This is a genomic window from Solidesulfovibrio carbinolicus, assembly GCF_004135975.1.
Lineage (GTDB): Bacteria > Desulfobacterota > Desulfovibrionia > Desulfovibrionales > Desulfovibrionaceae > Solidesulfovibrio > Solidesulfovibrio carbinolicus.
Genome location: NZ_CP026538.1, coordinates 4084862 through 4096976, shown reverse-complemented (window position 1 = coordinate 4096976; position 12115 = coordinate 4084862). Strand labels below are relative to the sequence as shown.

Below are 12115 nucleotides of genomic sequence, written 5' to 3'. Positions count from 1 at the left end.
GGAGGGATCGTTCCCCGGCGGTCGGAGGGCCTTGTGGGCAAGCACGACATCAACGCCTTCCTGGGGGTCGGCACGTCTTTTGTGGGGCGGCTGACCTTTGGCGGCGTGGTGCGCATTGACGGGCATTTCGAAGGCGAAATCGTCTCGACGGGAACTCTTGTGGTCGGCAGCCAGGCCCATGTGGCCGGGCGGGTCGAGGTGGCGCGCCTGGTGTGCGACGGGGTCGTGGCCGCCGAGGTGGCGGCGTCGTCTTCTGTGGCGGTGCATGGCCGGGGGCGGCTTTGCGGCGCGGTGCGCACGCCGTTGTTGTCCGTGGCCGAAGGGGGCCGGGTGGACGGGCTGGTGACCATGGGAACCGGGGAGGAACCGCCCCGTCAGGCCCTGGCCGCAAGCTGTTCGGCCAATTCTTCACAAACCCCGCCAAGCTAGGCGGGGCGCGGTTTTTAGGGGTGTGGGGCAGTACGGAATTTGTCAAAAAGGGCTAGACAGGGCGGAGTAAATTCGCTACAGCCGCTTGCTGACTTTGCAACAATTTTCACAACCTCCCGGAGGGCGCCGATGATTGACTTAAACGCCACGTTTTTCGTCCAACTCGTCAACTTTGTGCTCATCCTGATCCTGCTCAATGTCATTCTCATCGGCCCCATCCGCAAGATTCTCAAGAAGCGGGCTGAATTCGTCGCCTCCCAGATGGAAGGCATCGAATCCTTCGCGTCCTCGGCCGACGCCAAGCTCAAGGACTACGAACTGTCCCTGGACGCCGCCCGCGCGGCCGCCACGGCCGGCCGCCTGGCCATGAAGGCCGAGGGACAGGCCAAGGAAAAGGATCTGCTCGAGGCTGCCGGCGCTGAGGCGGCTTCGAAGCTGCAGGCGGCCCGGGCCGAGATTTCCGCCCAGTCCGCCGCGGCGAAAAAGGCCCTGGAGGGCAAGGTGTCGGGGTTGGCCTCCAAGGCCGTTGCCAAGGTGCTGGCGGCGTAAGGCCGAAGGTTCCAGGATTTCTCAAGGAAAGGGAGGGTTCAATTGAAAAGGCTCCACCTCATCGCCACCGTGGCCCTGGTGTTCGGCCTGGCTGCCGTGGCCTACGCGTCGGGCGACGCCGGGGGCGCGGAAGCCCACGGACTGAACTGGAAGGATTTCCTGTTCCGCGTGGTCAACTTCGTGTTGGTGTTCGGCGTCATCGCCAAGCTGGCCGGGAAAAAGATCGTGGGCTTTTTCCGGGGTCGCGGCGAGGCCATTGAGAACCAGCTGAGCGATCTTGAGTCGCGCAAGGCCGAAGCGGCCAAGCGTCTGGCCGAGATCGAGGCCTCCATCAGCAATCTGAGCGACGAGAAGGCCCGGATCGAAGACGAATACCGTCGTCAGGGCGAGGCCCTGCGCGACTCCATCGTCGCCGCCGCCGAGGCCAAGGCCGCCCAGATCAAGGAGCAGGCCGTTACCGCCGCCGCCGCCGAGGCCCGGGTCGCCATGCAGGAGCTTCGCGCCCAGCTGGCCGACTCCGTGGTGGCCGCGGCCAAGGCTTCGCTGGAAAAGAAGCTGACCGCCAAGGACCAGGACAAGCTCGTGGATGAATACTTAACCAAGGTGGTGTTCAATTGACCGGCAACATCGTCGCGCGCCGTTACGCCAAGGCGCTTTTCGCGCTGGCCAAAAAGGCCGGCAAGAAAGCCCCGGCGGAGTACGGCAAGGACCTGGAGGCCTTTGCCTCCGTCCTTGAGGGGTCTCCGGATCTGCTTAAGGTCTTTGCCAACCCCATCATCAGCGCCGATGTGAAGAAGTCGGTGCTGTCCGGGGTCGCTGGCAAAATCGGCCTCAAGCCCATGGTCATCAACTTCCTGTCCCTTCTGGCCGACAAGGACCGCCTGCCCTGCGTCCTGGAAGTGTCCGCCCTCTACCGGACCCTTCTGGACGAGGCCGAAGGCGTCATGCGCGGCCAGCTGGTCACCGCCTTCGCCCTGGCCGACGCGCGCCAGGACCAGATCAAGGTCAAGCTCGAAAAGCAATCCGGCAAGAAGCTGGTGCTGTCTTTCGCCGTTGATCCCTCCATCATCGGCGGCGTCGTCCTCAAGGTCGGCGACAAGGTGTTGGACGCGAGCCTTCGCGCCCAGCTCGAAATATTGAAAGAACAAATCAAGAGGGGTGAGTAGGGCCATGCAAATCAAAGCGGAAGAGATCAGCCAGATCATCGAACAGCAGATTCAGCATTACGAGTCTCGCGTTGAGATGAGCGAGACTGGCACCGTGCTGTCCGTCGGCGACCAGATTGCCCGCGTGTACGGCGTCCAGAACGCCATGGCCATGGAGCTTTTGGAGTTCCCCGGCGGCGTCATGGGCCTGGTGCTCAACCTGGAAGAAGACAACGTTGGTGTGGCGCTTCTTGGCGAAGACACCCACATCAAGGAAGGCGACCCGGTCAAGCGTACCGGCAAGATCTTCTCGGTGCCCGTCGGCGACGCCGTCACCGGCCGCGTCATCGACCCCCTGGGCAACCCCATCGACGGCCTTGGCCCCGTTGAAGCCAAGGAGACCCGTAACGTCGAAATCAAGGCCCCCGGCATCATCGCCCGTAAGTCGGTCCATGAGCCCATGTACACCGGCCTCAAGGCCGTCGACGCCATGACCCCCATCGGTCGCGGCCAGCGCGAGCTGATCATCGGCGACCGTCAGACCGGCAAGACCGCCGTTTGCATCGACGCCATCCTGGCCCAGAAGGGACAGGGCGTGTTCTGCTTCTACGTCGCCATCGGCCAGAAGAAGTCCACCGTCGCCCTGGTCGCCGAGACCCTGCGTCGCCACGGCGCCATGGAATACACCACCATCATCTCGGCCACCGCTTCCGAACCGGCTTCGCTGCAGTTCATGTCCGCCTACTCCGGCTGCACCATGGCCGAGTACCACCGCGACAACGGCCGCGCCGCCCTGATCGTTTATGACGATCTTTCCAAGCAGGCCGTCAGCTACCGCCAGATGTCCCTGCTGCTGCGCCGTCCTCCCGGACGTGAAGCTTACCCCGGCGACGTTTTCTACCTCCACTCCCGTCTGCTGGAGCGCGCCGCCAAGCTGTCCGACGCCCTGGGAGCCGGTTCGCTGACCGCCCTGCCCATCATCGAGACCCAGGCGGGCGACGTGTCGGCGTACATCCCGACCAACGTCATCTCCATCACCGACGGTCAGGTTTACCTTGAGCCGAACCTGTTCAACGCCGGTATCCGTCCGGCCATCAACGTCGGTCTGTCGGTCTCCCGCGTCGGCGGCGCCGCCCAGGTCAAGGCCATGAAGCAGGTCGCCGGCACGCTGCGTCTCGACCTCGCCCAGTACCGCGAACTGGCCGCGTTTGCCCAGTTCGGCTCCGACCTGGACAAGGCCACCCAGCTGAAACTCAGCCGCGGCATGCGCATGGTCGAGCTGCTCAAGCAGCCCCAGTACAAGCCCATGAACGTGGCCGAGCAGGTCATCTCCCTGTTCGCCGGCACCCGCGGCTTCATGGACGATGTGCCCGTCGAGGCCGTCCGCAAGTTCGAGGAAGGCCTTCAGGAGTACTTCCACAACGCCAAGAGCGACATCCTGAACGAGATTCAGGAGAAAAAGGCGCTCGACGAAGGCCTCATCGCCAAGCTCGGCGCGGCCATCGACGAGTTCAAAAAGGGCTTCAAGGCCTAAGCGGCGCGCTCAAAAACCATGCAGGGTTTTTGCAACCAGGCGGCCCGAGCCGGCCGCCGCGCAACGCTGATACAGGCCTAAAGGGGGAGCCATGCCTGCGCTCAAAGACGTAAAGGTCAAGATCAACGCGGTCAGAAAGACCAAGCAGATCACCAAGGCCATGAACATGGTGGCCTCGGCAAAACTGCGCAACGCCCAGTCGCGCATCGAGCGGTTCCGTCCCTACGCCGACAAGTTCTACGAAATGCTCGGAGAACTGGCCAAGGGCGCCGATTCCTCGATCCATCCGCTGCTGGAAGCCCGCGCCGAAGTGAAGACCGTCCTTCTGGTCGTCATCACTTCCGACCGCGGTCTGTGCGGCGCGTTCAACAACAACATCATCAACGCGGCCCTCAAGGTCGCCCGGGCCAAGACCGCCGAAGGCAAGGACGTCAAGATCATGTGCGTGGGCCGCAAGGCTCGCGACAGCTTCCGGCGTACCAGCTTCGAAATCGTTGCCGCCTACGTCAACGAAATGGCCGCCTTCGACTTCAGCCTGGCCACGCGCATCGGCGCCGAGGTCATCGGCGGCTACGTCGGCGGGACCTACGACGAAGTGACCATGGCCTTTGGCAAGTTCATCAGCCTTGCCCGTCAGGAACCGACGCTTTTGCCCGTGCTGCCCCTTTCCCCCGCCGAAGCCGGCGAGGTCAAGGAGGACGTCGGAGCCAAGGCCGAGTACATCTATGAACCGTCCGTGGAAGGCCTCCTCGCCGAGCTCCTGCCCCGGTTCATCAATGTCCAGATCTACCGCGGGCTGCTTGACACCTCGGCCAGCGAGCACGCTGCCCGCATGCGGTCCATGGACAATGCCACCAGGAACTGCGACGACCTCGTCAGCTCGCTTACCCTGGTCTACAACAAGGCCCGGCAAACGGCCATTACCAAGGAACTGATGGACATCGTCGGCGGTTCCGAAGCACTCAAGGGATAACCAAGGGGGCACCATACAATGAGCGCGACAAGCGGAAATGTCGGAAAAATCGTGCAGGTCATCGGCGCCGTTATCGACGTCGAATTTCCCGAGGGCAAACTGCCGAATATCTTGAACGCCCTCGACATCAAGAACGTTAACAACGAATTCGCCACCGACCTCGTGGTCGAAGTGGCCCAGCACCTCGGCGACAACGTCGTGCGCTGCATCGCCATGGACTCCACCGACGGTCTCGTGCGCGGCATGACCGCCATCGACACCGGCGCGCCCATCAGCGTGCCCGTCGGCAAGGGCGCCCTTGGCCGCATCCTCAACGTCGTCGGCCGCCCGGTGGACGAAATGGGCCCGGTCGATTCCAAGACCTTCATGCCCATCCACCGTGCCGCTCCGGCCTTCGTCGACCAGTCCACCAGCATCCAGCTGCTGGAAACCGGCATCAAGGTCATCGACTTGCTGATTCCCTTCCCCAAGGGCGGCAAGCTCGGCCTGTTCGGCGGCGCCGGCGTCGGCAAGACCGTCGTGCTCATGGAACTCATCAACAACATCGCCAAGCACCACGGCGGTCTGTCCGTGTTCGCCGGCGTCGGTGAGCGTACCCGTGAAGGCAACGACCTTTACCACGAGTTCAAGGAAGCCGACATCCTGGGCAAGGCCTCACTTGTTTACGGCCAGATGAACGAGCCTCCCGGAGCCCGTGCCCGCGTCGCCCTGACCGCGCTGACCTGCGCCGAGTACTTCCGCGACGAGGAAGGCCAGGACGTGTTGCTCTTTATTGACAACATCTTCCGGTTCACCCAGGCCGGCTCCGAAGTGTCCGCGCTTCTTGGCCGTATGCCCTCCGCGGTCGGTTACCAGCCCACGCTCGGCACCGACCTTGGCGGTCTCCAGGAACGCATCACCTCCACCAACAAGGGTTCGATCACCTCGGTCCAGGCCGTTTACGTGCCCGCCGATGACTTGACCGACCCCGCGCCGGCCACGACCTTCTCCCACTTGGACGGCACCCTGGTTCTCTCGCGTCAGATCGCCGAGCTCGGCATCTACCCCGCGGTTGACCCCCTTGACTCCACCTCGCGCATCCTGGACCCCAACGTCCTTGGCGGCGAGCATTACGGCACCGCCCGCGAAGTCCAGTCGATCCTGCAGAAGTACAAGGATCTCCAGGACATCATCGCGATTCTGGGCATGGACGAGCTGTCCGACGACGACAAGCTCACCGTTTCCCGCGCCCGTAAGATCCAGCGCTTCCTGTCCCAGCCGTTCTTCGTTGCCGCCCAGTTCACCGGCAAGGAAGGCCGCTACGTGAAGCTCGAGGACACCATCAAGGGCTTCCGCGAGATCATCGACGGCAAGCACGACGAGCTCCCCGAGGGCGCCTTCTACATGGTCGGCGACATCAACGAGGCCGTTGAAAACGCCAAGAAAGGATAACGATCATGGCCCAACTCCGCCTTGAAATCGTCACCCCGGACAAGCTGGTCTTGTCCCAGGATGTTGACTATGTGGGCGCTCCGGGTCTGCTTGGCGAATTCGGCGTCATGGCCAACCACATCCCGTTCCTGTCGGCCCTGGGCATCGGGAGCTTGATGTACAAGGTCGGCGGCAAGGCGAACTACGTCTTCGTCGCCGGCGGGTTCGCCGAGGTCTCCGGCAACAAGGTCACCATCCTCGCCGAGGTGGCCGAGCGTCCGGAAGACATCGATATCGAACGCGCTCGCCGCGCCCAGGATCGGGCCAAGCAGCGCATGGACCGCGAAAAGGACAAGGTCGACTTCGCCCGGGCCCAGTCCGCCATGCAGCGTGCCTTCTACCGCATGCGCGTGCGCGAGAACGCCCACTAGGCCGACCCCGTACTCTCCGGCTGTCAGGCGGCTCCTTCGGGAGCCGCCTTTTTTTGTGTGCCGAGCATGCATGTCAGCTTGGAGGCGCAAGTCCTCTCTCCAGCCTGCTGGAGGCGAAGGATGAGCAAAGATAGGGCGTCGTCTTGAGACGGGTCTGAAGGAAGCCTGGCGCAAAACGCGGCTTGATGAGCAAAAACCCGATGCGACGCAACGGTCTTGGTGTTTTGGCGAACTTGGGCCGGTGAAAGCCGGCTAACGGCTTCAGGAGGGGCGTCTGGTAAGCTCCCTCGCGGCTGGAACGGCTTCGAAGCGGTTGTCGGCCTGGGCCGTTTTCTGGTAAAGCACAGAAACAAGCGATGAAACCCGAAGACAAGGACAGGCCATGGCCAAGACGTTTGCGCTGCAGATCGTGACCCCCGACCGGATGGTGCTCCAAAAGGACGTGGACTCGGTCACGGCCACGGGCGTGGCCGGCGAATTCACCGCCTTGCCGCACCACGTGCCCTTTCTGGCCGCCTTGTCCGTGGGGTCCCTGGCCTACCGGGAAAACGGCCGGTTGAACTATGTCTTCGTCTCGGGCGGCTTTGCCGACGTCACCGCCGGCAAGGTCCTGATTCTGGCCGAGGCGGCCGAGCTGCCCGAGGAGATCGACATCGACCGGGCCCGCAAGGCCCGGGAGCGGGCCGAAGCCCGGCTGGCCGCCACGCGCCAGGAAAACATCGACTACACCCGGGCCAAGTCCGCCTTGCAACGGGCGCTGACCCGCATGAAACTGGGCAACGTGCCCCAGACCGCCGGCCTCGGTCGGCCCTAAGGCCTTTTATTGGTCCCAAGCGATTGCTCGCCGCCTCGTCTGGCCCTCCCGCCGGCGAGGCGGTTGGCGTTTACCCTCGGAGACTTCCCATGATGCAGCGCGAAGGCGCTTTGGCCCTGGCCGCCGGCAAGGGCACCCGCATGAAAAGCGACGCCCCCAAGGTGTTGGCCACGCTTTTAGGCAAACCCATGTTGTGGTATGTTGCCCGGGCGCTGTCCGCGCTTTTTGGCGACGAGGTCCGAGCCGTGGTCGGGCATCGGGCCGAGGCGGTCGAAGCCGCTTTTCCCGAATTGGCCGGCCGGTTCGTGCTCCAGGCCGAGCAGCTCGGCACCGGCCATGCCCTGGCCTGCGCCCTGCCGACGCTCACCGCCGCCGGATTGACCCACGTGCTTGTGGTTAACGGCGACGCCCCGCTGGTTACGGACGCCAGCCTGGGCGCGTTCCTGGACGCGGCCAGAAATGCCGACGCCGATCTGGCTTTCGTCACCATCAGCCTGCCCGATCCAGGTTCCTACGGCCGGGTGGTGCGCACGGGCCAGGGCGTGGCCATTGTCGAGGCCAAGGATTTCGATCCGGCTGTCCATGGCCAGGCCACGGGCGAGATCAACGCCGGGGTCTACCGGCTGCGCTTGGAGACCATCGCGCCCTTGCTGGATCGTCTGTCCAACGCCAACAAGAGCGGCGAATACTACATCACCGATCTGGTGGCCCTGGCCCAGGAAGCGTGCCTGTCCGTGCTGCCGGTCAGCCGCGGCGGCGACGAGGCGTATCTGGGCATTAACTGTCCGCGAGAACTTGTGGCCGCCGAGGAAATCCTGCGCCGGCGCATCGTGGACGTCCACCTCGACGCCGGGGTTCTCATCCGGGCCGGACAGTCCGTGCGCATCGGCCCGGAAGTCGTTATCGGCCCCGGGGCAGACCTGTGCGGCCCCCTGGAAATCTACGGCCGCACCACCATCGGCCCGGGCACGACCGTCGCCTCCCATTGCCGCATCGAAGACGCGGCAATCGCACCGGGCGCGACCATCCATTCCTATTGCCACATCGCCCAGGCCCGGGTTGCCTCGGGCTGTCTGGTCGGCCCTTATGCCCGTCTGCGGCCCGGCGCGGTCATGGAGGAGGGTTCCCACGCCGGCAACTTCGTGGAGATGAAAAAGGCCACCCTTGGCCCCGGGGCCAAGGCCAACCACCTCACGTACCTCGGCGACGCCGAAATCGGCGCCGGAACCAACGTCGGCGCCGGCACCATCACCTGCAATTACGATGGGGTGAACAAGCACAAAACCGTCATCGGCCAAAAAGCCTTCATCGGCTCCAACACGGCCCTGGTTGCGCCGGTGACTATCGGCGACGGCGCGCTTGTCGGGGCCGGATCAGTGATTACTTCGGATGTGCCGGACGGGGCTTTGGCCCTGGGGCGCGCCCGGCAGGTGACAAAGCCCAGGAAGTAAGGCCCTGGCTTGCTTTTCGGGATAAATGGGGCTAAAAAGCGGGCATGGACATTTTCGACGCCCTGGAACAACGGGTTGAAGCCCTTGTTGCCCGCAAAAAGGCTTTGGAAGAAGAGAACGCGGCGCTTCGGGCCGAGGTGGCCCGGATGGCCGACGAGCAAAAGACGGTCGCCACGCGACTCGACGGCCTCCTGGAGAAACTCCGGGAGGAGATTGAGCCCTGACGCGCGGCCGGCCATGTGGCCGGCGGGGATAAATCGGTACGGCGATGCCCAAGTATTCCTTGTCCATAGTGGGCCTCGACCTGTCGTTTACCACGGACGCCGAACCGCAGCGCGTGGAAGCCGCCAGAAAACTGGTGGAACAACGATATAACTTGCTTCAGGCGGGCGGGAAAACGCTCGGCAAGGAGAAATTGCTGGCCTTTGTCGCATTGGGTCTGGCTGACGATATGTTGCTTTCGAACCAGCAGCTCGACGCGCTCCACGATCGGGTGGGGGAGCTGCTGCACAAGATAGATTGACGGACGGCGTCTGCTGGCGCGTCCTTGAAAAGTTCCCTGGGGTGTGCGTGATCGCCGGTTTATTTTTGAGCCGATACTCAAAAATAGGATGCCGCGACGCGTGGCTGGTGTGCGTGCCCGGCTCGTCCGGGTGGCCTGAAGGTCAAACAGTGGCGTCCACCTTGGTTGCCAAGGTTCAAAAGAACTGACGACACGGCGCTCTGGGGCTTTGTTATAAAACGGTGTTGATGACTGGCCGCCGTCGTCCCGGGCGGCCGGACATCCCCCGTCCCATGCCATACCGCACACGGCAAGCGCCACGCATCTGTCCGGATTGAGCCGGTCCCCCCTCCTTGCCCTTGGGCTGTGCCCCGTTTTTCTCCCCCCGCTTCGGGAGAACGCATGGAATTTTCGACCATCTTCATGGGCATCGTGGGCATTGGCCTTGGCGTGCCGGCCGGCTACTATCTCGACAAGTGGATTTCCCAGAAAACCTTGAACGAAGCCAGGACCCTGGCCGACCGCATTCTGGACGAGGCCCGCAAGGAAGCTTCCGCCCACAAAAAAGAAGTCGTCGTCGCCGCCCAGGACGAGCTGTTCCGCCAGAAACAGGAACTCGAAAAGGAATTCCGCGACAAGACCCAGTCCCTGGAAGAAAAAGAAGAGCAGGTCCATAAGCGCCGGGAACGTCTGGAAGAAAAGCAGGAGCTGATCGTCCAGAAGGAATCCGAAATGCTGGCTTCGGAAAAGCGGCTCACCGCCAAGGAACGCGAATTGGCCGAAAAGGCCGAGGATCTTTCCCGGCTGGCCGACGAGCATGACAAGCGGCTCCAGGAAATCTCCGGCCTGACCATGGAAGAGGCCAAAAAGCGCCTCATGGACGAGATCGAGTCCAAGACCCGCCACGAGGCCGCCCGCATGGTCCGCCAGATCGAGATGGAGGCCAAGGAGACCGCCGACAAGAGCGGGAAAAAGATTCTGGCCCTGGCCATCCAGCGCTATGCCGGCGATTTCGTGGGCGAGCAGACCGTCACCGCCGTGACCCTGCCCTCCGAAGAAATGAAGGGCCGCATCATCGGCCGCGAAGGCCGCAACATCCGCGCCCTGGAAGCCGCCACCGGCGTGGACCTCATCATCGACGACACCCCCGAGACCGTCATCCTGTCGGCCTTTTCGCCGCTCAAACGCCAGATCGCCAAGATGGCCCTGGAGCGCCTCATCACCGACGGCCGCATCCATCCCGCCCGCATCGAGGACATCGTCAAGAAGTGCGAGCAGGAACTTGACGTCAAGATTCGGGAGATCGGCGAGCAGGCCACCTTCGATTGCGGCGTCCACGGCATCCACCCCGAGCTCGTGCGCCTTCTCGGCCAGCTCCAATACCGCACCAGCTACTCCCAAAACGTGCTCCAGCATTCCCTGGAAGTGGCCTCCCTGGCCGGCATCATGGCCGCCGAACTGGGCGTGGACATAAAAAGGGCCAAGCGCGCCGGCCTGCTCCACGATCTCGGCAAGGCCGTCGATCACGAGATCGAAGGCCCCCACGCCGTCATCGGCGCGGACCTGGCCAAGAAATTCGGCGAATCCAGCGACATCCTCCACGCCATCATGGCCCACCACGAGGACGTGCCGCCCAAGTCCATCCTGGCCACCCTGGTCCAGGCCGCCGACAGCCTCTCTGGCGCGCGCCCCGGAGCCCGCAAGGAACTCCTGGAAAGCTACGTCAAGCGGCTGGAGGAACTGGAAAACCTGGCTCTTGATTTCGACGGCGTGTCCAAGGCCTACGCCATCCAGGCCGGCCGCGAGGTCCGCGTCATGGTCGATTCGGAAAACGTCGACGACGACAAGACCTTCCTGCTCTGCAAGGACATCGCCAAGCGCATCGAGGATAATCTCACCTATCCCGGCCAGATCCGCGTCACGGTCATCCGCGAGCGACGGGCCGTGGGCATCGCCAAATAGCGGATGGACTGATGTTGCCGTGTTTCGGGCCGCCTCTTCCGGGCGGCCCGAAACGCGTTGTGAAAAACTAGGCCCAAGCGGGGGCGCATGGATAGTCCCGACTGCTATGCCGTCCTCGGCCTGTCCGAGGACGCCGACGCGGCCGCCGTGCGCCGCGCCTACCGCCTTCTGGCCAGGCACTGCCACCCCGACGCCAACCCCGACGATCCACGGGCCGCCGAACGCTTCCTGACCCTGGCCGCCGCCTACGCCGTTTTGGGCCATCTGGCCCGGCGCGCCGCCTATGACGGCCGCCGCCGCTATGCCAAGGCGGTCCGGGCCGCCGCGCCGCCTCCGGTCGCCGCGCCGACCGCGGCCTTTGCCCCCCTGGACCCGCGCGTCCTGTTGCCGCGCCGGGGCAAGGATCTGGCCGCCATGGTGGACATTCCCGATTCCCTGGCCGCCAGCGGCGGCCGGCTGACCCTGGATTTCGGCGTTGGCGGCGACTGCCCGGTCTGCGACGGCAAGGGGGCGCTGCGCCAAGCCTGCTGGATGTGCGCCGGCCGGGGGACCATCTGGCAGCCCCTTGGCGGCGGCTTGTCCGCCGTGGGCTGCCCGTCGTGTTCGGGGCAGGGATTCGTGGCCGCGACCTGTCCGGCCTGCGCCGGCTCGGGACGTCACGACAAGCCGCGCCGGGGCGTGCTGGTCATCGCCCCGGACGCCCGCGACGGGGATGTGATCCGGGTGGCCGGGGCCGGCCAGCCCGGCGTCGGCGACAAGGGACCGGGCGATCTGCTGCTGACCCTGCGGCTTTTTGCCGCGCCCGAAGCCGAACCGGCCGAGCGCCAGGACGTCTGGGCCAGCGTCCCGGAGGCTGACGAAATCCAACCGCCGGATCATCCGGGCTTTTTGGTTTACGAATAAGGACGGCACGCC

General features: G+C 64.3%; 14 protein-coding genes and 1 other RNA gene. All 15 read left to right on the top strand.

From position 1 onward, the window contains the following. Positions 1 to 33: 33 nt before the first annotated feature. On the top strand, positions 34 to 429 hold the full coding sequence (locus C3Y92_RS18325) for a bactofilin family protein (protein ID WP_129355036.1): 396 nt from the start codon (positions 34 to 36) through the stop codon (positions 427 to 429). Positions 430 to 558: 129 nt separating this feature from the next. Continuing rightward, a complete protein-coding gene (locus tag C3Y92_RS18320) occupies positions 559 to 978 on the top strand; it encodes a F0F1 ATP synthase subunit B family protein (protein ID WP_129355034.1) in 420 nt (139 codons plus the stop codon). A gap of 42 nt (positions 979 to 1020) precedes the next feature. Next, entirely contained in the window at positions 1021 to 1596 is a 576-nt protein-coding gene (locus C3Y92_RS18315) for a F0F1 ATP synthase subunit B family protein (RefSeq protein WP_129355032.1), read from the top strand. After that, the gene (locus C3Y92_RS18310; protein WP_012750051.1) at positions 1593 to 2144 is read left to right on the top strand and encodes a F0F1 ATP synthase subunit delta; all 552 of its coding nucleotides are present in this window, start codon (positions 1593 to 1595) and stop codon (positions 2142 to 2144) included. Before C3Y92_RS18315 ends, C3Y92_RS18310 begins: the two co-directional genes overlap by 4 nt. 4 nt (positions 2145 to 2148) lie before the next feature. Beyond that, positions 2149 to 3657: a F0F1 ATP synthase subunit alpha gene (atpA, locus tag C3Y92_RS18305; RefSeq protein ID WP_129355030.1), complete on the top strand. Its 1509-nt coding sequence runs from the start codon at positions 2149 to 2151 to the stop codon at positions 3655 to 3657. A gap of 91 nt (positions 3658 to 3748) precedes the next feature. Further along, positions 3749 to 4630 carry a F0F1 ATP synthase subunit gamma gene (locus tag C3Y92_RS18300; protein WP_012750052.1) on the top strand — a complete coding sequence of 294 codons (882 nt, stop codon included), beginning with the start codon at positions 3749 to 3751 and terminating at the stop codon, positions 4628 to 4630. A gap of 18 nt (positions 4631 to 4648) precedes the next feature. Next, on the top strand, positions 4649 to 6061 hold the full coding sequence (atpD, locus tag C3Y92_RS18295; protein WP_129355028.1) for a F0F1 ATP synthase subunit beta: 1413 nt from the start codon (positions 4649 to 4651) through the stop codon (positions 6059 to 6061). A gap of 5 nt (positions 6062 to 6066) precedes the next feature. Further along, a complete protein-coding gene (locus C3Y92_RS18290; protein WP_012750054.1) occupies positions 6067 to 6471 on the top strand; it encodes a F0F1 ATP synthase subunit epsilon in 405 nt (134 codons plus the stop codon). Between the two features lie 382 nt (positions 6472 to 6853). Next, entirely contained in the window at positions 6854 to 7285 is a 432-nt protein-coding gene (locus C3Y92_RS18285) for a F0F1 ATP synthase subunit epsilon (protein ID WP_129355026.1), read from the top strand. Between the two features lie 89 nt (positions 7286 to 7374). Then, a complete protein-coding gene (gene glmU, locus C3Y92_RS18280) occupies positions 7375 to 8736 on the top strand; it encodes a bifunctional UDP-N-acetylglucosamine diphosphorylase/glucosamine-1-phosphate N-acetyltransferase GlmU (RefSeq protein ID WP_129355024.1) in 1362 nt (453 codons plus the stop codon). Positions 8737 to 8780: 44 nt separating this feature from the next. After that, complete coding sequence (gene zapB, locus C3Y92_RS18275; protein WP_129355022.1) at positions 8781 to 8960, top strand: cell division protein ZapB; 180 nt, start codon at positions 8781 to 8783, stop codon at positions 8958 to 8960. A 44-nt stretch (positions 8961 to 9004) separates the two neighbouring features. Continuing rightward, positions 9005 to 9259: a cell division protein ZapA gene (locus C3Y92_RS18270; protein WP_129355020.1), complete on the top strand. Its 255-nt coding sequence runs from the start codon at positions 9005 to 9007 to the stop codon at positions 9257 to 9259. A 30-nt stretch (positions 9260 to 9289) separates the two neighbouring features. Further along, positions 9290 to 9470, top strand: a non-coding RNA gene (gene ssrS, locus C3Y92_RS18265) — 6S RNA. A 170-nt stretch (positions 9471 to 9640) separates the two neighbouring features. After that, entirely contained in the window at positions 9641 to 11200 is a 1560-nt protein-coding gene (gene rny, locus C3Y92_RS18260) for a ribonuclease Y (RefSeq protein WP_129355018.1), read from the top strand. 87 nt (positions 11201 to 11287) lie between these two features. Next, entirely contained in the window at positions 11288 to 12103 is an 816-nt protein-coding gene (locus C3Y92_RS18255) for a DnaJ domain-containing protein (protein WP_129355016.1), read from the top strand. The last annotated feature ends 12 nt before the right edge of the window (positions 12104 to 12115 follow it).